Here is a 20571-nt window from a genome sequence, read left to right on the forward strand (position 1 = left end):
TATCTGCCAACTTTTTATCTTTAATTTTTTGGAAAAATCAAATGATCTATTAAAATTCTTAATAGTTTCCTGCTGCAGTTCTAAACAAAAATAATAAGTTCCATAGAGAAAATATAACCGTGATTTTAGAGCAGGATCATTAAAATTTCCCAGGTTCTCTTCTGCAATATTCAGAAAACGAAAACACTCTTTCGGTCTATCCATTCCTCCAAAGGCATTAGCCAGACTAAGATACCCACAAACCTCGCCTTTTGTATATTTTATTTTTTAGGATTTTTCAATAACATCTTTTTGTAAAAGAATTGATTTTTTAAAATCTCCAAGATTCCATTCTATTTTAGAAATATTTTCCTGTAATGTATCGATTTCTGCTGTAGTAATTTTTTGTGCTTTTAATGGAAAAACTAAAATTATAAAAGCAAAACATATTTTACGCAAAAAAGGGAAAGATTTCATTTATACTTGAGTTTTTACAAAAAAAATGTTTAAGAAATAAAGAGCCTATTTAAACTTGCATTAAAATTTTATTTCTCGCGGATTTGGTTTACGAATAATTATCTGCTGAATCGGGAAAATCATCAGGAAAATAAGAAAATAAAGCGTTAAATTAATTAGACAAAATTATTAGTAATTAAATTTAAACAGGCTCTGAATAGAGAGGATCATTTACTAATAATTTTTATTGATTATCCGTTTATTTACCTAATATTAGTAATAATAAACCTTTCAAACAATTTATCTCCAAAATATCTTTGATTGAGCTTGTAAACAAATTCATTAAGATATAATTGAATACATTTTTCTTTTGATTATTGGGTTATTTTACCAATATTAAATCATTTTTAATAAACGATTCAATTTTACAATGATTCTGCCAACAGATTAATTTTGTCTTGCCATCTTACTTGAAATTATTAAATTTGGAATCATTAAAATTGAAAATGAAAAAACTCCTTTTAACTCTTACTGTTGCTGCTGTATTTCAAAATGTCTCAGCACAGGAAATTACTTTAGATAAAATATATTCAGGATATTACCGTGGAAAAGGGATTGCAGGAATCTCTTCCATGAAAAACGGAGAAAACTATCTTGTCATAGAACCATCAGGAATTGCAAAATATTCTTACAAAACTTCACAAAAAGAAGGGAATCTTGTAGATGGAAAATTTGAAAGTTATATTTTTTCTGATGATGAGTCTAAAATTCTTTTACAGACAGGAAGCCAGCCTATTTACAGACATTCTTTTCTGGGGAAATTTGATGTAAAAGATTTAAAATCCGGGAAAGTAATCAGCCTGAATGAAGGGAAACCTGTTCAGGAGCCTGCGTTTTCACCGGATGCTACGAAAGTGGCCTTTATTTCTGACAATAATCTTTTCTATCAGGATCTTAATTCAGGAAAAATCACACAGATTACAACGGATGGTAAAAAGAATTCAATCCTGAATGGTTTGGCAGACTGGGTATATGAGGAAGAATTCGGGCATGCAAAACAATATGAATGGACAAAAAATTCTCATGCCATCGTATTTGTGAAGTCTGATGAAAGCCAGGTTCCGGAAATCTATATTCCTATCTATGGAAAAACGCTTTATCCTACAGAAATGCGTTATAAATATCCAAAAGCAGGTGAGAAAAACTCTGTAGTTTCAGCACAGCTATACCGTCTTGATAACGGGAAAACAATGCAGCTGAACCTGGGTTCTTTCAAAAACTATTACATCCCGAATGTATTTCAGACTGCAAAACCGGACGAAATTGTTTTAATTACTTCTGAAAGGATACAAAACGCTTCGGATATTTTAAAGGTAAATACCAAAACAGGAGCAGTTCAGAAGTTATTTACTGAAACGGATGATAAATGGATTGATACCGACAGCCCTACTCTTGAATTTCTTGAAGATGATTCCTTCCTTTGGGCTTCTGAGAGAGACGGGAACCGTCACCTGTACTGGTATGACAAAGATGGTAAGTTGAAAAAACAGATCACAAAAGGAAACTGGGAGGTAACCGATTATTATGGGTTTAATCCAAAGTCCAAAGAAATTTATATTCAAACTACTGAAAAAGGAAGTATCAATAAAGTCATTTCCAAAGTCAATATTGAAAACGGAAAGACCCAGCTGATCTCCAATGCAGAAGGAAACAACTCTGCCAACTTCAGTAAAAACTATAATTATTTCATTGAAACATCTTCTACAGCTGCAAAACCTTATACATACGTTTTAAAAGACGGTAACGGAAAAGCGGTAAAAGAACTTCAAAACAACAATGATCAGCTTCAGAAACTCAAGGCAGATAATTTTGTTGAAAAAGAATTCATCACCATTCCAAACGCTGTAGGTGATCAGATGAATGCCTGGATTATGAAGCCTAAAAATTTCGATCCTAATAAAAAATATCCTCTGTTTATGTTCCAGTATTCGGGGCCGGGATCTCAGCAGGTAGCCAACTCATGGGATAACGGAAATGCTATTTGGTTCAATCACCTCGTACAAAAAGGATATATTGTTGCTTGTGTAGACGGCCGTGGAACGGGTTATAAAGGAGCAAAATATAAGAAAGTAACTTATATGAATTTAGGAAAATATGAGATTGAAGATCAGATCACAGCAGCCAAGTGGTTCGGAAACCAATCTTATATTGACAAAAGCAGAATCGGAATGTTCGGATGGAGCTTTGGTGGTTATATGACAAGTTTAGCCATGACGAAAGGAGCTGATGTCTTCAAAGTAGGAATTGCTGTAGCACCGGTAACGAACTGGAGATATTATGACTCTGTATATACCGAAAGATTTATGAGAACACCTCAGGAAAACCCGGATGGATATGATAAAAATTCTCCTACGGAATATGCTAATCTGTTGAAAGGAAAATTCTTATTAATTCACGGAACGGCTGATGATAACGTTCATTTCCAGAATTCTATGGAGTTCTCTGAAGCTTTGATTCAAAACAAAAAACAGTTTGATTTCATGGCTTACCCTGATAAAAACCACGGAATTTACGGTGGACAGACAAGACCTCAGTTATACCAGAAAATGACGGATTTCATCCTGAATAATCTATAATATTCAATTTATAACTCATAAAAAATCCCTTTCAGAAATTCTGAAAGGGATTTTTATTATTTAGGGTATTTCACCGCTTTATCCAGTTCTATAGGATTATTAAAGGCTTTTAACTTTTTTCTTTCGTTGGCTTCTGCGGGTTTCAGCTGTTCTTTGGAGAGAATTGTGCCATCATCCAGCAGCAACTTTTTCCCTTCAGGGATTGTAAGATTTCCATTAAAAGCGTATTTAAAGGGATTGGAATAGAGGTCCAACCTTAGTTTATTTAAATCCTTCTGGGTAACGGGAATCGCTCTGGATATAAAGCCTTCCAATGAAATACGTTGATAACTCTCCGGAATTTTTTCACTTTTGATTACTTTAAAATAATAATCTTTTTTTGAATCATATAGCTCCATGATTAAACCAGGTAAACCATTAAATTTATAGGGTCCGTAAGAAATTGGGATATCTTTGGAAAACCATGCTACCCAGCTCCTTCCACCAAACGCAGTTACTGCTTTTTGAACCCGATAACCTTCAAATGTTTTGATACTATCTGAAATTTTCCAATTCTGTTCAGCCTCTTCGTTAATCTTGTAGAAATTTACATCTCCTATGTATTCATAGTTTTGAAAGGATATAATATTCTTTTTTTTGATAAGAAAAGACGTCTGTTTATTAATTGGAGATCGTCCAGTAGTAGTAAATACCGAATCCCTAATATAATACAGCCTGTTATAATACGCTATATCCTCTTTTGTGATATCCAGATAATAATTTTCCCGGGTGATATCTTTTGAGGTTGAATCTTTCTTGTATTTCACCTCATAGATGAACCTGTTGTTCTGGGAAAAAAACATTACAGTTCCCAGCAATATAAATAATAAGCTTTTCATAACAATTTAATTTTCGGATAATAATTCCGGGATAAAGAACTCCAGATCTGCTCTTTCATACTGAACCGGATATTCTGTGTCATTAATAAAGATATTGGGTGTAAAATGCACCCCATTGCTGCTTACCCATTCTTCATGTCCTTTTAATACTGCAAGTGCATTCTCCGAGCTTCCAAAATATTTAGAATACTTTTGATACCAGCCACTTTTGTCTTCACTATAGCCCTGAACGTCATACCAGCCGCTCAACGCTTCCAGAAATTCTATTTTATTTTCGCTATTGATATAAATATTGGTAAGGTTGACATGAACCGTTCTATTATCCAGATCATCCCTGCTAAGGTCTATATCAAAGAAAATATTGATTCTTAACTCATCTGAATACTTTTTAACCAGCTTTAGAAAAACAGGGTAAAATTCTTTACAATGCTTACAAAAAGGATTGGTGACAAAGGTTAAAGTTCCACCAGCTTTTTCATTTCCAAATACAAAAGCTCCAGAAAAATTGGTATCAATAAGTTTCTTTTGCAAGGATAGATTATTTTTTCAACAGGTCAATTTCAATGATATTGTTATCTTTTTTTAATCTTTCTTTTGATAATTGATCAACTTCCCGAACTATTTCGGCTCCCGTACGATAGTTTCCATTGCTATCCTTCTGATTAGGTATTTTCCCCTGAATATAAAGTTGCTTTGTGTCGCTTGCCGGATCATCCCTGTATTTTTGAAAGAGTTCTCTAAATTTATTCTCATTTAATATGATCTCTTTAGTTTTTGGGTTTAGCTCAGGATATTTAACATCATCAGAAATGCTTTTAATTCCTACTAAATTATAAATATGACTTTTTGTGACATCCTCAATTTTTACGATTAAACCAGGAAGTCCATGAAATTTATATGGTCCGTCTTGAACTGGGATATCTGAAGTAAACCAGGCTATCCATTTTCTTCCACTAAAATCTAAGGAAGCTTTTTGGGTATCATAACCAAAAATTTTTTGTCTATCGGGAAGGATCATCCAATTCATTTTTCTTTCATCTTTTACTCTAATTTTATCTAATCCGTAATCACTTGTTAAAAAGAATATATCATTTTTCTTCTTTTCTATTTTATATAGTATATCTGCATTAGGTATATAAAACTTACCCTTTTCAGCTTCAGCCACAGATATTGAATCTTCATTATACTTATGCTGACTGTAGAATAAGGATCTGCTATTAGAGATATCTAAAAACATAAATTCTTTTACAACATTAGCCATATTTGTTGAGTCAGGAATAAAGGAATACTCATAAATAAATCGTTTATTCTGACTAACAATCAATTGTGAATAAAATAAGAATAGGATAATAATATTTTTCATAGCAGTAAATTTAAATAAAAAATGAGTGTGTCCTAAAAGTCAGATACATCTCTTGAGAATCAAATATTTGAACATGTCTCCTGTATAGGGGTACGAATAAAAACAACAAAAATTGAGGCTGTCCAAACTTTTCGGACAGCCTCATTCATTCACATTCACATTCATATTAAGCTTAAACAGCAACTAAATGCGATCCTTCAGAACAAGAAACAGATCCAGATTGTTCTACAGAAACAGTCACAGTTGCACTACATACCTGCGGGTTTCTGTCTGAGCAACATTTATAGCTACATCCAGTATCTCCACTTAGTTGGAAAGGTCCACCACCTTTTAAGTTTTTCAAATTCTCTCTCGAAAGTTTTTTTAAATTTTTCATAATGTTTTTTTAATGATTCTGTGTCACTATTGACATTTCAAAACTAAAAACAAAAATCAAACAACAGTGAAAAAAAACATGCAATTTTCCTGTAATTTTCTTGCAGAATAGGTACATATTTTGCACATTTGTAAAAAACATTTAAAATGATGGTTCAGGAAAAACTTAGAAATTTACGTAAACAAAAAGGTATATCCCAAGAAAAAATGGCTAAAATACTATCTACAGATCCATCTAATTATTCCCGCAAAGAGCGTGGGGAAGTAAGAATTCATGATGAAGAATGGCAAAAGTTGGCTGAAGCTCTTGAAGTTCCCGTTGAAGATATTAAAGAAGAAAAAGAGTTAAGACTTGTGCATAATGATAACTCAACATTTAATGATAATTCAGGAAATTATTATAATCAACATTTTAATATTCCTAACTCTGTTATAGAAAATCTTCAAGATTATATTTCTCTCCTAAAACAAAAAGTTTATGAATTAGAACAGGAAATTAAAAGTTTAAAATCTTAAGAAATTTTTGTTCTCAAACAATATTCCAAGCCTTCCAAGTATTTTGGTAGGCTTTTATATTTATTTCATTAATCATTTACGCAGCTATTATTTATTTTATCAATTAAAATTAAAAAGCTATTTTTGGGAAATTTGAAAATTGATTATATGAAGACTAAACATCCTAAAGGGCTGCCCTATCTCTTTTTTACAGAAATGTGGGAGCGTTTCGGGTATTACCTGATTCTTGGAATCTTTGTTCTATATGTTATTGAGCCTACGGGCATGAAAGGCGGGCTTGGACTTCCGGATAAAACTGCTGATGACATTTTCGGAACTTATATTGCTTTAACTTATCTGACGCCCTTTATTGGAGGATTCCTGGCAGACAGAGTATTAGGATATATTAAATCTATTTATCTTGGAGGTTTTTTAATGGCTGCAGGATATATAGGTATGGGAGTTTTTAAAGATTTACCCCTGTTTTATACCTCTTTGGCATTAATTATTATCGGAAACGGTTTCTTTAAGCCTACTATTTCTACACTCCTAGGAAATCTGTACTCTGAAGAACCTTATAAAGCTAATAAAGACTCCGGGTATAATATTTTCTATATGGGAATCAATATCGGGGCATTTATCTGTAACATTATTGCAGCTTTCATGCGTAATAAATTCGGTTGGGGTGAAGCTTTCATCACTGCGGGTGTAGGAATGCTTATCGGAATGGTTATTTTTACCATCGGAAGAAAGCATTACATTCATGCTGCACAGATGAAACCTGTACAGGAAGGTGATACAAAACTTTCAGAGATTCTGATCAAAGTATTTGTTCCTGCAATTGTTGCCGGAGCAATAGGTTGGTTTATCCCTGGTAATATTTTCGGAAGTGACAGTACAGATGCCTTTATTTTTGCATGCGTACCTGTCATTTATTTCTATGCATCCCTTTACTTTAAGGCTAAACCTGATGAAAAAGCCTCTATCGGAGCATTACTTTCTGTATTCCTGATCAGTATGTTCTTCTGGGCGGTTTTCAAACAAAACGGTACAGCATTGACAAGATGGGCTAATTATTACACGGACAGAAGTGTTCCTGCTTCTCTTGAAAAACCTCTGGAAGGTATCTATATGGTGGATGGTAAGAGTTATGAAGACAAAGAAACTCCTGTTTATGATAACCAGTTCCGTTCTCAGAAAGATGATAATGGGGAGACTAAAAAGGAAATGGGAAAAGATGTATACTTTAAAAACATATCCCCAGAGCAGCGTGCGGCTCTTGAGAAAAACCCTGAAAACAAAGTTTATCTGTACAATACGGAACTGTTCCAGTCTATCAATCCGTTCTGGGTTATTGCGCTAACTCCGGTTATTGTAGGATTCTGGGCATTGTTGAGAAGAAAAGGAAAAGAACCATTAACACCTACCAAGATTGTTTTAGGTTTATTTATTTCAGGACTTTCCTGCCTTGTCATGGTGTTAGCCGTAATGGCCGGAGACAATGGCGCTGTAAAAGTATCTCCTCTATGGCTGGTTGCCAGCTACGGAGTCATTACTATCGGGGAGCTATGCCTGTCTCCAATGGGGCTTTCTTTTGTCTCTAAACTTTCTCCTGCAAGAATTACAGCATTAATGATGGGTGGATTTTTCCTGGCTAACTCAGTTGGAAATAAGCTTTCGGGAATTCTTGCAAGTACATGGTACAATTATGAAAACAAAACGAATTATTTCCTTGTTAACTTCGCCTTGTTAATATTTGCTACACTTTTAGGTCTTTCTATGTTAAAAAGACTAAATAAGATTATGACAGAAAAAGGGCATTAAAATGCTCAATATGATAAAGATAACTAAGCTGCGGAATAGTCCCGCAGCTTTTTTATTTAAAAATAAAATTAAAACCTTGCCAAAAACCCAAAATAAACTATATTTGTCAGTCTTAACAAAAATTAACAATAGAAATGGATAATATTGAAGCATTGAGTCCGAAACCGGATGAATTTGTAGAGAATAAGAATTCCAGGCATCCTAAAGGATTATGGGTTCTTTTCGGAACAGAAATGTGGGAGCGTTTCAACTTTTATGGAATGAGAGCTCTTTTGACGCTCTTCATGGTAAATTCCTTATTGATAAAAGAAGCTGATGCAGCGATCATCTATGGTGGATTTCTAGCTTTATGTTATTTAACACCTCTTTTGGGAGGATTTATTGCTGATAAATATATCGGAAACAGATATGCGATCATCATTGGTGGATCGTTAATGGCTATTGGCCAGTTCTTATTATTCATCAGTGCCTCAACTTTTTCAGCGGATATTGGTAGTGCCAAACTTATCATGTGGCTGGCATTATTCGTGATCATTTTTGGTAACGGATTCTTCAAACCGAATATTTCTTCAATGGTGGGAAGTCTTTATCCAAAACAGGAAAAGTCTAAACTGGATTCTGCCTTCACTATTTTCTACATGGGGATCAACATCGGGGCTTTCCTTGGTCAGTTCATCTGTCCATACGTAGGAGACGTAAAAGATGCAGCAACAGGAGTAAGAGATATCTTCGCTTTCAAATGGGGATTCCTGGCAGCTTCTATCGCAATGGTTATCGGAACGGTAACATTCTTTATCCTTAAAAACAAATATGTAGTAACTCCGGAAGGAAGACCTATCGGAGGATTACCAAAAAATAACACAAGTGCAGACTTTGAAGAAGGAGAAACGCAGACTGCTAAATTCTCTGGCCAGGCTTTAGGAATCACTGGTGGAATATTTGTAGTTTTATTCTTCCTTTTCAGATATCTTCTTGTAGGTGAGTTTGGATTCAATTCTGTAGAAATGGGGCAATTGATTAAAGGAATCATTTATCCATTCATCTATTCAGCTGGTATTTCTCTTGCCTTCTTAATTATGTCTTCTGCTGAAAATAAGGTTGAAAGACAGAGAATCTGGGTAATTTATATCGTATCATTCTTTATTATTTTCTTCTGGGCTGCATTCGAGCAGGCAGGATCTTCATTAACATTTATTGCAGATAACCAGACTGACAGAAATATTTTCGGATGGAATATGCCTCCTTCAATGGTTCAGATCTTTAATGGAATCTTCGTTGTTATTCTGGCAGTTCCTTTCAGTTTAATCTGGGATAAATTAAGAGCTAAAGGCAAAGAACCGGTATCTCCGTTCAAACAGGCAATGGGATTAGCATTGATCGCTCTTTCTTATTTCATCATTGCACACAATGTAAAAGATCTTGGAAACTCAGGTTTATTGGCCATCAAATGGTTAATGTTACTCTATTTCATCCAGACATGTGGTGAGCTTTGTCTTTCTCCGATTGGTTTATCATTGGTAGGTAAACTGGCTCCGAAAAGATTTGCTTCATTACTTTATGGTGTTTTCTTCATTTCTAACGCTGCTGGTTATGCATTGGCAGGTTCATTAGGAGCACTTATCCCTGCAACAGGTGATAAATTCAAGAAAGCTGAAGAAATGGGTATAAATCTGCAGGATGTTTTGGATAAAAAAGTAACTCTTACAGCGGATCAGGTAGCTGCTTTTGATAAAGCTCAGTTACCATTACACAACCCTACTTTTGTAGGATTCGAAATCCATAACTTATTTGAATTCTTCATGGTATTCGTAGTACTTTGTGGGATTGCTTCTGTAATTTTAGGATTAATTTCACCTATCTTAAAGAAAATGATGCATGGTGTAAACTAATGTATCAACAAAATATCATAAAACCTCTGCCAAGTCAGAGGTTTTTTTTATTTTCGTATGATGGAAATTTCCGAAGATTCTTTATTCCAATCCGTAAAGGAAATCATTAGACAATCGCGCGAAAAAGTGTTTCGTATAGCGAATTCTACTCTACTGCTCACGTACTGGCAGATTGGAAAATTGATTGTTGAAGATGAACAACAGGGAAAAGAACGGGCAGAATACGGAAAATATACGCTGAAAAAACTTTCTCAGAAACTTACCTTAGAATTTGGAAAAGGATTTGATGAAAGTAACTTAAGAAACATGCGCTCTTTTTATCATGCATTTCCAATATGTGACGCATTGCGTCACGAATTGAGCTGGACCCATTACAGATTACTGATAAGGCTTGACAATGCTGATAAAATGAATTACTATATCAATGAATCCGTTCAAAATAACTGGAATTACAGAGATCTTAAAAGACAAATCAATTCCCTTGCTTATGAACGCGTTTTAGAACATAAAAAATCTTCTCCGGAAACTATTCACAGTGTTTTAAAAGATCCTTATATTTTTGAGTTTCTCGGTCTAAAAGCTGATGAACAATTTTCTGAAAAAGAAATTGAAACAGCCATTATTGACCATATTCAAAAGTTTTTGCTTGAATTTGGGAAAGGATTCGCTTTTGTAGCCAGACAACAACATATTTCAACAGATACATCGGATTTTTATATCGACCTTGTCTTCTATAATTACATTTTAAAATGCTTTGTCATCATTGACTTGAAAACCGGCGAACTCTCTCATCAGGATATCGGACAGATTGATATGTATGTAAGAATGTATGATGATCTGAAACGCGGTGAAGGTGATAATCCGACCATCGGAATTTTATTATGTTCAGAAAAGGATGAGACCATTGTAAAATACTCCGTTTTGAATGATAAAAACAATTTATTTGCCAGCAAATACCTGCTGTACCTCCCAAAAGAAGAAGAATTAAAACAAATTATTGACCAGGACAGAATCCGTTTTGAACTGGATCAGAAAGATAAAAACCCTTAATTAGAACTTAATCATATATCATTATGAGCTTAACTTTAGATGAAATACAAAATTTCAAAGGAAAATATCCCAGACAAATCTGGAGCCTGTTTTTCTCTGAAATGTGGGAACGTTTCTGTTTCTACGGAATGCGCGGAATGCTGGTCTTCTTCATGATCTCACAGCTTAATTTCCATGAAAAAGAAGCCAACCTTCAATATGGTGCCACCCAGGCTTTCGTTTATGCCTTTACCTTTGTAGGAGGTCTTTTTGCGGATAAAATTTTAGGATTCCGAAAATCCCTGTTCTGGGGCGGGCTGCTGATGATCGTAGGAAGTTTAATCCTGGCTACCGATCCCCATAAATTCTTTTTCTTAGGAATAGCTTTCACTGTCGTAGGAACAGGTTTCTTCAAACCTAATATTTCATCTATGGTAGGACAGCTTTACAAACCTAATGATGAAAGAGCTGATGCAGGTTTTTCGCTTTTCTATGCCGGAATTAATCTTGGAGCTTTACTAGGTGGTTACGCTTGTATTTCTATTGGTAAAACTGGATATATAGAATTAGGAATATTACAATTAGGTAAAGGATTGATACCCGAAAACCTTCAATGGCATGTAGCTTTTGGTTTAGCGGCAATTGTAATGGTAATAAGTTTAATTAACTTCATTTTTACCCAACGAAGATTAGGACCAATTGGTTTACAGCCGGGACATCCTTTAGCAGAGGTAAAAACAGCTCCAATACCCAAATGGAAAGAATACGGAGTATATGTTTTGTCATTGGTTTTTGTCCCCATCATCATGACCATGGTAGCCAAGACAGAGTATACAGATTATTTTATGTGGACCATCGGGCCTTTAACTTTAATCTATCTGTTCTATGAAATGTCTAAAGTAACGGCTTCTGAACGCAAAAAACTTTGGGCAGCTTTGGTTTTCATTATATTCTCCATTATCTTCTGGGGAATCTATGAGCAAAGCGGAGGTTCTTTAAGTATTTTCGCAGCTAAAAACCTGAATAAAGATCTTTTTGGATTAGACCCAAATGGAGTGAATAACTCAGGGGGCGCTTTCTTCATTATTTTCCTTGCCCCATTGATCGGACTTCTATGGATCTGGCTGAACAAAAGAAAAATTGAACCCAACACGATTATCAAATTCGGATTAGGATTTATTTTCTTAGGATTAGGATATTATGTTTTATTTGCAACGCGCCTGTTCGCAGACCTTCAGGGAATTACTTCACTGAATTTCTTTACTCTGGCACTCCTTATCATTACACTTGGAGAATTATGCCTCTCTCCTATCGGATTATCCATTATGACCAAGCTTTCTACCAAGAATCTTCAGGGAATGATGATGGGAATGTGGTTCCTTGCTTCGGCTTACGGACAGTATGTTGCCGGGATTATCGGCGCCAGTCTTGCCACATCAAAAGAAGGTTCCACCAACTATGATGCTTTGATCACTTATACTGATGGATATAAACAATTGGGATTGTATGCAGTAATTGCCGGAGTGGTATTAATTTTGATATCTCCGTACGTGAAAAAATTAATGCAGGATGTAAAATAAAAAATAAGTAATTATGCTTATTTTTACATAAATATCACAATATGAAGAAAATTTTAAGCATAGTTCTCTTACTTTTATTAAATTTTAGTTTTGCACAGGTAAAGTGGATGACCATAGAGGAAGCTTTAAAAGCTCAAAAAGAAAGTCCAAAAAAAATATTGATTGATTTCTACGCAGATTGGTGTGGTCCATGCAAAATCATGAATAAAAAAACATACGGCCACCCTGTACTGGCTCAGGTTTTAAATGAGAATTATTATCCTGTAAAGTTTAATGCGGAAGAAAAAAAGAGTATTGAAATTTTCGGAAGAACATTTTCCAATCCCAATACTGAACATAGAAAGGGAAAAAATTCTCTGCATGAGTTTACCCAATATATGAATGTAGGAGCCGTTCCAAGTACAGTATTTCTGGATGAGCACGGCGATCCCATCACCATTCTTCAGGGAGAATTGTCTGCCAAGGAACTGGAACCTTATCTGGAACTGATTTCCAAAGATCTGTTTAAAAAGATTAAGACCAGAGAGCAATGGGAAGATTACCAGAAAAAATTCAAATCTAAGATCAAAGATTAATTCAGAACTTTGAAACATGGATTTTCTGTTTCAATGCTAAAAATTCATTATAGAGACTTCCAATTTTTTTGGAAGTCTTTTTTATTTTACCGAAATTCGGACCTTTATTTTTATTATCCGAAATAAGAATCAAAAAGTTCGAAAAACAGTATCCTGAAACCTGACAATGAATCTCGAAACCTCCATAGAATATGTAAAAGGAATAGGTCCGGAAAGAGCCAAACTCATCAAAAGTGTGTTGGGCTTATCTACTGTAGAAGATATGTTGAATTTCTACCCTATCCGTTATCTGGACAAAAGTAAAATCTATACTGTTTCTCAGCTTAGAGAAGAAACCAGTCAGGAAATACAATTGAAGGGAAAAATTACTCAGGTACAGGAAATTCAAACCGGTAAAACCAAGCGATTATCTGCAAAGTTCAATGATGAAACAGGTAGTATAGATCTGGTTTGGTTTCAATATTCCAAGTGGTTGAAAGAACAGCTTCCCATCAACAGGGAAGTTTATATCTTCGGAAAGATTAATGTTTTCAACCGCCAGTTTTCTATGCCGCATCCGGAAATTGAAGCGGAAGAAAAAAAAGAGGGTGACACCCGCCTTAAACCCATTTACCCGAGTTCTGAAAAACTAACCAAACGAGGATTGAATCAAAGATTTTTCCAGAATGCCTTAAGAAATATTTGCAAAGAAATTCCGGGTCTTATTGAGGAAAATTTTCCGGAATACCTGATGAAAACCTTTAAATTCATGTCCAGGCAGCATGCCTTTCTGAATGTTCACTTTCCCAAAGATCAGGAACATTTCGATAAAGCGGACTACCGGCTGAAATTTGAAGAATCGTTTTTCTTTCAGTTAGGATATGGTTTAAAGAAGCTTCATCATAAAACACAATCCCACGGTAATCCTTTCCCGATTATTGGAGACCATTTCAATGATTTTTATGAAAAACATCTTCCTTTTGAGCTTACCAATGCACAAAAAAGAGTTTTAAAGGAAATTCGTATGGATATGAAAAGGCCGATTCAGATGAACAGGCTTTTACAGGGAGATGTAGGATCAGGAAAAACAATGGTTGCTCTTCTTACCATGCTAATCGCCATGGACAATGGATTTCAGAGCTGCCTGATGGCTCCAACGGAGATTCTTGCCCAGCAGCATTACAATGGTATCAAAGAGCTCTTGGAAAAAACAGGGATCAATATCCGTCTCCTCACAGGTTCTACCAAAGCAGCAGAACGAAGAATTATCCATGAAGAACTGGAAAGTGGTACACTTTCTATTTTAGTGGGAACCCATGCTGTTTTGGAAGATAAAGTTAAATTTAAAAATCTGGGATTAGCCATTATTGACGAGCAGCATAGATTCGGAGTTGCTCAAAGGGCTAAACTCTGGGCTAAAAATAAGATTCCGCCTCATATTCTGGTGATGACAGCCACACCAATTCCAAGGACTCTGGCCATGAGTTTTTATTCTGATCTGGATGTTTCGGTGATTGATGAAATGCCGGTGGGAAGAAAGCCTATTATTACAGCCCACCGCCGGGAAAAAGACAGATTGTATGTCTATAACTTCTGTAAAGATGAAATTAAAAACGGAAGGCAGATTTATTTTGTATATCCTTTGATTGAAGAATCTGAAACCCTTGATTATAAAAACCTTATGGAAGGTTTGGAGCATGTGATGGATTATTTTTCAGAATATAATGTCACTATGCTTCACGGGAAAATGAAACCGGATGAAAAAGATGCTGCGATGGCTTATTTTGCATCGGGAAAGGCTGAAATAATGGTTGCAACAACGGTCATTGAAGTGGGAGTAAACGTTCCGAATGCTTCTGTTATGGTTATTGAGAGTTCTGAAAGGTTCGGGCTATCACAGCTTCACCAGCTCAGAGGACGTGTGGGAAGAGGAGCAGAACAGAGTTACTGTATCCTCATGACTTCCGATAAATTATCAAAAGAAAGCAGAACACGTATCAAAACAATGACTGAAACCAATGATGGTTTTAAAATTTCTGAGGTAGATATGCAGCTTCGCGGGCCCGGAGATATACTGGGTACCCAGCAAAGTGGTGTGGTAGATTTTAAAAGACTGGATCTTATTAATGACTCGGCGATCATCAAAACAACAAAAAATACGGTAGAAAGAATACTGGAAGCTGATCCCATGCTTTCAAGACCCGACAATCTGATCATCAAAAATTATTATATCAGATACTACAAAGGAAAAAACAAGTGGAGTAAAATATCATAAAAAAACCGCAGAAAAAATTTCCTGCGGCCCCCTTATAAAACTGTTATTTAGAAGAAATTACTTTTTGGTATGTCCAAAAAAATTTATTTTAATAGTTCAGGTTTAATATTTTGTGATGTGGTGTGAAAATATTTATATAACAATATAATAATGAGCTAAAACCATTACTATTAAAATAAATTATAAAAAAACAAAATGAATTATTTTTTCCAACTTGCTTATTATAAAAACTAACTGTGTTTCGATGGAGATGAGGGAATGAAACGAATAAAAATATCTCCAACTACTTATTGAGTTTTCATGATTGTACCGTTTTGTTTAAAGATCTTCTGTGCTTTATAATTGGAAAATTAGTATAATCCATTTTGTTTAACTAACATCGTGATTTATATAAATTTTGTTCTTTAGAAACAATTACTTCTCATTCATCTGTATCTTGTACTATATAATAAATTTGTGTCTGAGTTTACTTTTACAAATGTCCGTATATTAATTCAGATGCCTTTTATATTATTTTAATGATTAGTTATAAAATTTTCACCTATTTGTGAATAGTATGCAATAAATACGATTTTTAAATTATTAACATTAAATTAATAAATCCTTTATTCATCATACTTTCAGGATTAAATTATCTTTATTCAAACCCGACGTGTGATACTGCCAGTTGATGGTAATAACTTCTGTAAGAACCTTTCTGAGCTTCTCAAAACAGTCCGGTTTTTTCATAAAAATGTGAGCACCTTTCACAAAAATTTCTTCTACTTCATTTTCCGGAATCGGATCAGAAAAAATGGCTGTCACCATGTTGTTGAATTTTGCATTCGAACTGATATCTTCCAGACATTCCATGCTCTCTTTTCCGGGAATCATATAATTTATAAAAACAAGTTCCGGAACTACGGCATCATCATTATTCAGGTATTCCATCAGGCTGTTTCCGTTACTGAAACATTGAACTTTTATAGAGATTTTCAACTCTTTCAAAATTTTTTTAAAAAAAATCAAAATGTTTTCATCGTTATCTGCTACTATTACGTTCAGAAATTCTTTATTCATACTGCATTTTAGGGTTTATTACCGTGCTTTGTACTCTTCTTCGCCTGCCTATAATTTTTTGAAACTGGGATGGGGTAATTCCTGTTGTATTTTTAAATTGGGTACTTAAATGCGCCACACTGGAATAGTTCAGCTTATGGGCAATTTCTGTAAGGCTTTGTTTGTTTCTTATGATAAGAGCCTTCGCATGCTCTATCTTCTGCAGAATAATAAAATTCTCAATAGAGGTAAAAGCAACTTCTGAAAACAGATTGGAAAGGTATCCATAGCTGTGATTAAGTTTTTCAGAAATATAGATAGATGCTTTTACAGGTATAATTTCATCAGAAAAGACAAGCTCTACAATAGCATCTTTGATTTTCTGGACCAACGCGTTTTTTTGGCTTTCTATGATCTCGATACCATAATCTTCAAGATTTTTCTTAAAAAGATTGTGCTGTTCCTGCGTAAGGGGCTCATAGAATTCCACCTCACCGAAGTTCAGTAACCTGTACTTCAGCCCGTGTTCTTTAAGTTTCTCGTCCAATACCTTTTTACAAAGAGCATTGAAATCAAATTTAACATACATTTTCATCCTAGTATATATAAGCCAATTTATGGAGTAAATATAATAATTTATTTCAAGTAAATGTGAAATAGGTGTATATTTTTAATATTTTACTATAAATACGAAAAAACTCCTGTATTTTAGAATACAGGAATTTAAACACTAAGGATGAAAAAAATATACTGATAAAAAGCTTTTCAGCTCAAAACCAAGCATATGAATGTATTGTATAAGTGATTTGGTTCTGAAGCAAAGATGAATCAAAAAAAGAAATCACTTGTTATAGAATTACAGGATAAAGTTACAAAATTTTAAGTCATTTATCTGTGAATTAGATATTCCATAAGAAAATCATCCATCACAAAACCGTTACCAATATCAAAAACACCTTCGTCATACACTCTATATCCCTGGGATTCGTAGAAGTTTCTGGCTGAATTGTATTTATTGACATTCAGGATAATTCTGTTGTTTCCGTTTTCAGAAACTTTCTCATTCAGAAACTGAAGTGCTCCTTTCCCAAATCCTTTTCCTTTACTCTCAGGAACCAGATAAATCCTGTGTAACTTTGTGGTTTCCTCTTCATAGTTGTGCTCATATCCGATAAAGCCTTCACAAGTATTATTATTTTCATCCTGAATAAGATAATAATGATAATTCGGATTTTGGAAATGATGTAAAATTTCATTTTCAGAATACATTTCTGAGAGCATAAACTCCATTTGTTCTTTCGAAAGAATGTCTGCATAAGCATTTTCCCATGATCGTCTTGCAAGATCCTGAATCAACGGGATGTCTGCAGCTGTTGCCTGTTGTAATTTCATGATTGATTATATTATGATGATTAAAAAAAGTGAAAAGCCTAAACTTTTCACTCTTTTTATATTGTTCAATGATACTGATGAGTTTTAACATGATTAAAATTCATTTTGTCAGATCATTATTAAATCTTAGCCATTTCAGCTTTAATTTTTGCATGAAGACCTTCAGAAGCTTTTACCAAAGGAAGTCTGAGATAATTTTTGATGATTCCTTTTTCGGTCAGGATTACTTTAATACCACAAGGATTACCTTCAGCAAAAATCAAACGGGTAATATCTACCAGTTTGTTATGAATTTCATAAGCTTCTTTTACTTTACCTTCGAAAGCAAGCTGTACCATAGTAGAGAATTCTTTGGGATACGCCTGTCCGATTACGGAAATTACACCATCTCCACCGGCTAATGTTACAGGTAATGTATATTCATCATCTCCTGAAACTAAAGAAAATCCTTCAGGTTTCTTTCTCAGAATATCAAAATACTGAAGAATGTTAGGAGAAGCTTCTTTAATCAAAAACAAATTCGGGAATTCCTTTGCAAGACGAAGCGTAGTCTCTGCTTCTACATTTTGCCCTGTTCTTGACGGAACGTTATAAATAATAATATTTTTTCCTGTGGAAGCTAATGCCTTATAATGCTGATAAAGCCCTTCCTGGTTCGGTTTATTATAATATGGAGATACTGAAAGTACTGCTTCAAATGCAGAAAGATCAGCTTCTTCAATCTGTTTCTTGACTTCAAGAGTATTGTTGCCGCCAATTCCCAAAACCAATGGAAGACGTTTATTATTCACCTTAATGATATGCTCAATTACCTGTTTCTTCTCCTCTGCAGAAAGCGTTGCGGCTTCTGCCGTTGTTCCCAATACTACCAAATAATTGGTTCCGTTTTCGATATTGTACTCCACCAGTTTTGTTAAACTGTCGAAGTCTACGGATAAATCTTCATTAAAGGGCGTTACCAATGCAACACCTACTCCTTTTAAAATGCTCATCTGTTAGAATTATTTTTGCCAAATTTAATCATTTACGGTAAGAATTTGTAATAAATAATAATGTTTTATTATACATATAGTTATATTTGCATATACTAAAAGAGATTATGAAAAATAAATTCTTGTTATTAGGAATTGCTCTGGTGTCGCTTACTGCATGCAAAACGGCTTCTGTGCCGCAGCTTGTGAATGTAAAGACCCAGAAAAATATTTCTATTAATAATGAGCTAAAGAATGATGAGGAGTTTGTAAAATTGATCGAACCTTATAAGCAGAAACTGGATCAAGAAATGAACCAGAAGATTTCACATACCAACGTGGATCTTACCAAACAGGGCGATAACAGCAATCTGGGTAATCTTTTAGCTGACTATACGTTTGAAGGAGGTAATGAATGGATCAAAACTCATCTAAAGCAAAATGTAGACGCTGCACTGATCAATATCGGAGGGATCCGTACCACTATCGGAAAGGGAGATATTTTACTTAAAAATGTATTTGAAGTAATGCCTTTCGAAAATGAAGTGGTGATTGTGAAAATGAAGGGAGCAGATTTACAGGGTCTTTTTGAGTATTATGCAAAAACGCAGGTCAACAATCCTGTTTCACATTTATATATTGAAACAAAAAACGGACAGGTAACCAAATCCTTAATCAACGGCAACACAGTAGATCCGGCTAAAGATTATTATATTGCCACTTCAGACTATCTTGCCCTGGGCGGAGACAATATGAAATTCTTTGCTAAAGGAGAAACCATTGCAACAGGGATTAAAATGAGAGATATGTTTATCGATTATTTTAAAAAATCACCTGAAGTGGTGGTTAATTCGGATGTTCGTTTACATTTTATCGGGAAGTAATAATGGATAGAAAAAGTTTTTTAAAAGCAATAGGAGGCGGATCTTTAGCAATGGCTTTAGCTCCCAATATGATGATGGCGGAGGAATTAAAAATTCTTAATTTAAAATCTGCAAATAAACTGACTATTCTTCATACCAATGACCAACATAGCAGAATAGAGCCTTTTGACGCGAGCTATACCAAAAATCCTAATCAGGGAGGTTTTGCAAGAAGGGCAAGCTTAATTCAACAGATCAGAAGCCAGGAAAGCAATGTTCTTCTTCTTGATTCAGGGGATATTTTTCAGGGAACTCCTTATTTTAACTTCTTTGGAGGTGAGCTGGAATTCAAATTAATGTCTATGATGAAATATGACGCCTCTACCATGGGAAATCATGATTTCGACAATGGGCTTGATGGATTTTTAAAGGTGCTTCCTAATGCGAAGTTTCCATTTATCTGTTCCAATTATGATTTTAAAAATACTGTTCTTGACGGGAAAACTTCTCCCTACCAGATATTCAACAAAAATGGAATCAAAGTAGGGATTTTCGGGGTAGGAATCCAGCTGGATGGTCTTGTAGGTAAAAAACAGTACGGGGAAACTGTTTATTCTAACCCGATTGATGTAGCACAGCATTATTCAAATTTCCTGAAAAAAGATCAGAAATGTGATCTGGTGATTTGTCTTTCGCACATCGGATACGACTACAGAGACGAACCGGATAAAATAAGTGATAAAATTTTAGCGGCCAATACAGAAAATATTGATATTATCTTAGGAGGCCATACTCATACATTCTTACCGGAACCACAATCCTTTACCAACAGACAAGGCAAAAATGTTCTTGTCAATCAGGTGGGATGGGCTGGTCTTCTTTTAGGTAGGATAGATTTTTATTTTGATACAAACAAAAACGTACAGCATATTTCCTGGAACAATCAGGTGATAGATAGCAGCATAACCGCATAA

General features: G+C 34.6%; 19 protein-coding genes and 1 pseudogene. 10 read left to right on the top strand and 10 right to left on the bottom strand.

Going from position 1 to position 20571, the window contains the following annotated elements; translation table 11 throughout:
- Window positions 1–267 precede the first annotated feature (267 nt).
- Both DEU40_RS08975 and DEU40_RS08980 read right to left on the bottom strand, forming a co-directional pair.
- The gene (locus DEU40_RS08975; protein WP_110009534.1) at window positions 268–456 is read right to left on the bottom strand and encodes a hypothetical protein; all 189 of its coding nucleotides are present in this window, start codon (window positions 454–456) and stop codon (window positions 268–270) included.
- Between the two features lie 242 nt (window positions 457–698).
- Window positions 699–806: pseudogene (locus DEU40_RS08980) on the bottom strand (IS1595 family transposase); the annotation flags it as partial.
- A gap of 135 nt (window positions 807–941) precedes the next feature.
- Between DEU40_RS08980 and DEU40_RS08985 the strand changes: the two are divergent.
- Window positions 942–3071 carry a S9 family peptidase gene (locus DEU40_RS08985; RefSeq protein ID WP_110009535.1) on the top strand — a complete coding sequence of 710 codons (2130 nt, stop codon included), beginning with the start codon at window positions 942–944 and terminating at the stop codon, window positions 3069–3071.
- A gap of 56 nt (window positions 3072–3127) precedes the next feature.
- Here DEU40_RS08985 and DEU40_RS08990 read toward each other — a convergent pair whose 3' ends face one another.
- From DEU40_RS08990 to DEU40_RS22215, 4 genes are all read right to left on the bottom strand, one after another.
- A complete protein-coding gene (locus DEU40_RS08990; RefSeq protein ID WP_110009536.1) occupies window positions 3128–3949 on the bottom strand; it encodes a GLPGLI family protein in 822 nt (273 codons plus the stop codon).
- Between the two features lie 6 nt (window positions 3950–3955).
- The gene (locus DEU40_RS08995) at window positions 3956–4480 is read right to left on the bottom strand and encodes a DsbA family protein (RefSeq protein WP_110009537.1); all 525 of its coding nucleotides are present in this window, start codon (window positions 4478–4480) and stop codon (window positions 3956–3958) included.
- 7 nt (window positions 4481–4487) lie between these two features.
- Window positions 4488–5312 carry a GLPGLI family protein gene (locus DEU40_RS09000; protein WP_110009538.1) on the bottom strand — a complete coding sequence of 275 codons (825 nt, stop codon included), beginning with the start codon at window positions 5310–5312 and terminating at the stop codon, window positions 4488–4490.
- A 172-nt stretch (window positions 5313–5484) separates the two neighbouring features.
- On the bottom strand, window positions 5485–5688 hold the full coding sequence (locus tag DEU40_RS22215) for a bacteriocin-like protein (protein WP_137904888.1): 204 nt from the start codon (window positions 5686–5688) through the stop codon (window positions 5485–5487).
- Between the two features lie 146 nt (window positions 5689–5834).
- Here DEU40_RS22215 and DEU40_RS09005 point away from each other — a divergent pair, with 146 nt between their 5' ends.
- From DEU40_RS09005 to recG, 7 genes are all read left to right on the top strand, one after another.
- On the top strand, window positions 5835–6203 hold the full coding sequence (locus DEU40_RS09005; protein ID WP_317047525.1) for a helix-turn-helix domain-containing protein: 369 nt from the start codon (window positions 5835–5837) through the stop codon (window positions 6201–6203).
- Window positions 6204–6350: 147 nt separating this feature from the next.
- Window positions 6351–8006: a peptide MFS transporter gene (locus tag DEU40_RS09010; protein ID WP_110009539.1), complete on the top strand. Its 1656-nt coding sequence runs from the start codon at window positions 6351–6353 to the stop codon at window positions 8004–8006.
- A 134-nt stretch (window positions 8007–8140) separates the two neighbouring features.
- Window positions 8141–9895, top strand: a complete 1755-nt coding sequence (locus DEU40_RS09015; RefSeq protein WP_110009540.1) for a peptide MFS transporter — start codon at window positions 8141–8143, stop codon at window positions 9893–9895.
- Between the two features lie 57 nt (window positions 9896–9952).
- Complete coding sequence (locus DEU40_RS09020; protein WP_110009541.1) at window positions 9953–10945, top strand: YhcG family protein; 993 nt, start codon at window positions 9953–9955, stop codon at window positions 10943–10945.
- A 23-nt stretch (window positions 10946–10968) separates the two neighbouring features.
- Window positions 10969–12504: a peptide MFS transporter gene (locus DEU40_RS09025; protein ID WP_110009542.1), complete on the top strand. Its 1536-nt coding sequence runs from the start codon at window positions 10969–10971 to the stop codon at window positions 12502–12504.
- A gap of 41 nt (window positions 12505–12545) precedes the next feature.
- On the top strand, window positions 12546–13079 hold the full coding sequence (locus DEU40_RS09030) for a thioredoxin family protein (RefSeq protein ID WP_110009543.1): 534 nt from the start codon (window positions 12546–12548) through the stop codon (window positions 13077–13079).
- Between the two features lie 166 nt (window positions 13080–13245).
- A complete protein-coding gene (gene recG / locus DEU40_RS09035) occupies window positions 13246–15333 on the top strand; it encodes an ATP-dependent DNA helicase RecG (RefSeq protein WP_110009544.1) in 2088 nt (695 codons plus the stop codon).
- A 612-nt stretch (window positions 15334–15945) separates the two neighbouring features.
- Here recG and DEU40_RS09040 read toward each other — a convergent pair.
- The 4 genes from DEU40_RS09040 to dapA all read right to left on the bottom strand — a co-directional run bounded on the left by DEU40_RS09040 (window position 15946) and on the right by dapA (window position 18755).
- Window positions 15946–16392, bottom strand: a complete 447-nt coding sequence (locus tag DEU40_RS09040; protein ID WP_110009545.1) for a response regulator — start codon at window positions 16390–16392, stop codon at window positions 15946–15948.
- Entirely contained in the window at window positions 16385–16966 is a 582-nt protein-coding gene (locus tag DEU40_RS09045) for a helix-turn-helix domain-containing protein (RefSeq protein WP_110009546.1), read from the bottom strand. The genes DEU40_RS09040 and DEU40_RS09045 overlap by 8 nt, the downstream gene beginning before the upstream one ends.
- A gap of 293 nt (window positions 16967–17259) precedes the next feature.
- Window positions 17260–17763 (bottom strand): GNAT family N-acetyltransferase, encoded by a 504-nt coding sequence (locus DEU40_RS09050; RefSeq protein ID WP_110009547.1) that lies wholly within the window; start codon window positions 17761–17763, stop codon window positions 17260–17262.
- A gap of 119 nt (window positions 17764–17882) precedes the next feature.
- On the bottom strand, window positions 17883–18755 hold the full coding sequence (dapA, locus tag DEU40_RS09055; RefSeq protein ID WP_110009548.1) for a 4-hydroxy-tetrahydrodipicolinate synthase: 873 nt from the start codon (window positions 18753–18755) through the stop codon (window positions 17883–17885).
- 107 nt (window positions 18756–18862) lie between these two features.
- On the opposite strand from dapA, the gene DEU40_RS09060 reads away from it, so the two are divergent.
- Both DEU40_RS09060 and DEU40_RS09065 read left to right on the top strand, forming a co-directional pair.
- On the top strand, window positions 18863–19618 hold the full coding sequence (locus DEU40_RS09060) for a 5'-nucleotidase C-terminal domain-containing protein (RefSeq protein ID WP_110009549.1): 756 nt from the start codon (window positions 18863–18865) through the stop codon (window positions 19616–19618).
- A 2-nt stretch (window positions 19619–19620) separates the two neighbouring features.
- Window positions 19621–20571: a bifunctional metallophosphatase/5'-nucleotidase gene (locus tag DEU40_RS09065; protein ID WP_110009550.1), complete on the top strand. Its 951-nt coding sequence runs from the start codon at window positions 19621–19623 to the stop codon at window positions 20569–20571.

Origin of the sequence: Chryseobacterium sp. AG844 (genome assembly GCF_003182335.1) — a bacterium.
Lineage (GTDB): Bacteria > Bacteroidota > Bacteroidia > Flavobacteriales > Weeksellaceae > Chryseobacterium > Chryseobacterium cupriresistens.

Excerpts from the sequence above, each read along its gene's own strand:
- DEU40_RS08975 (WP_110009534.1), bottom strand. The coding sequence starts at position 456 with ATGAAATCTTTCCCTTTTTTGCGTAAAATATGTTTTGCTTTTATAATT.
- DEU40_RS08985 (WP_110009535.1), top strand. The coding sequence starts at position 942 with ATGAAAAAACTCCTTTTAACTCTTACTGTTGCTGCTGTATTTCAAAAT.
- DEU40_RS08990 (WP_110009536.1), bottom strand. The coding sequence starts at position 3,949 with ATGAAAAGCTTATTATTTATATTGCTGGGAACTGTAATGTTTTTTTCC.
- DEU40_RS09000 (WP_110009538.1), bottom strand. The coding sequence starts at position 5,312 with ATGAAAAATATTATTATCCTATTCTTATTTTATTCACAATTGATTGTT.
- DEU40_RS22215 (WP_137904888.1), bottom strand. The coding sequence starts at position 5,688 with ATGAAAAATTTAAAAAAACTTTCGAGAGAGAATTTGAAAAACTTAAAA.
- DEU40_RS09005 (WP_317047525.1), top strand. The coding sequence starts at position 5,835 with ATGATGGTTCAGGAAAAACTTAGAAATTTACGTAAACAAAAAGGTATA.
- DEU40_RS09010 (WP_110009539.1), top strand. The coding sequence starts at position 6,351 with ATGAAGACTAAACATCCTAAAGGGCTGCCCTATCTCTTTTTTACAGAA.
- DEU40_RS09015 (WP_110009540.1), top strand. The coding sequence starts at position 8,141 with ATGGATAATATTGAAGCATTGAGTCCGAAACCGGATGAATTTGTAGAG.
- DEU40_RS09020 (WP_110009541.1), top strand. The coding sequence starts at position 9,953 with ATGATGGAAATTTCCGAAGATTCTTTATTCCAATCCGTAAAGGAAATC.
- DEU40_RS09025 (WP_110009542.1), top strand. The coding sequence starts at position 10,969 with ATGAGCTTAACTTTAGATGAAATACAAAATTTCAAAGGAAAATATCCC.
- DEU40_RS09030 (WP_110009543.1), top strand. The coding sequence starts at position 12,546 with ATGAAGAAAATTTTAAGCATAGTTCTCTTACTTTTATTAAATTTTAGT.
- recG (WP_110009544.1), top strand. The coding sequence starts at position 13,246 with ATGAATCTCGAAACCTCCATAGAATATGTAAAAGGAATAGGTCCGGAA.
- DEU40_RS09040 (WP_110009545.1), bottom strand. The coding sequence starts at position 16,392 with ATGAATAAAGAATTTCTGAACGTAATAGTAGCAGATAACGATGAAAAC.
- DEU40_RS09045 (WP_110009546.1), bottom strand. The coding sequence starts at position 16,966 with ATGAAAATGTATGTTAAATTTGATTTCAATGCTCTTTGTAAAAAGGTA.
- DEU40_RS09050 (WP_110009547.1), bottom strand. The coding sequence starts at position 17,763 with ATGAAATTACAACAGGCAACAGCTGCAGACATCCCGTTGATTCAGGAT.
- dapA (WP_110009548.1), bottom strand. The coding sequence starts at position 18,755 with ATGAGCATTTTAAAAGGAGTAGGTGTTGCATTGGTAACGCCCTTTAAT.
- DEU40_RS09060 (WP_110009549.1), top strand. The coding sequence starts at position 18,863 with ATGAAAAATAAATTCTTGTTATTAGGAATTGCTCTGGTGTCGCTTACT.
- DEU40_RS09065 (WP_110009550.1), top strand. The coding sequence starts at position 19,621 with ATGGATAGAAAAAGTTTTTTAAAAGCAATAGGAGGCGGATCTTTAGCA.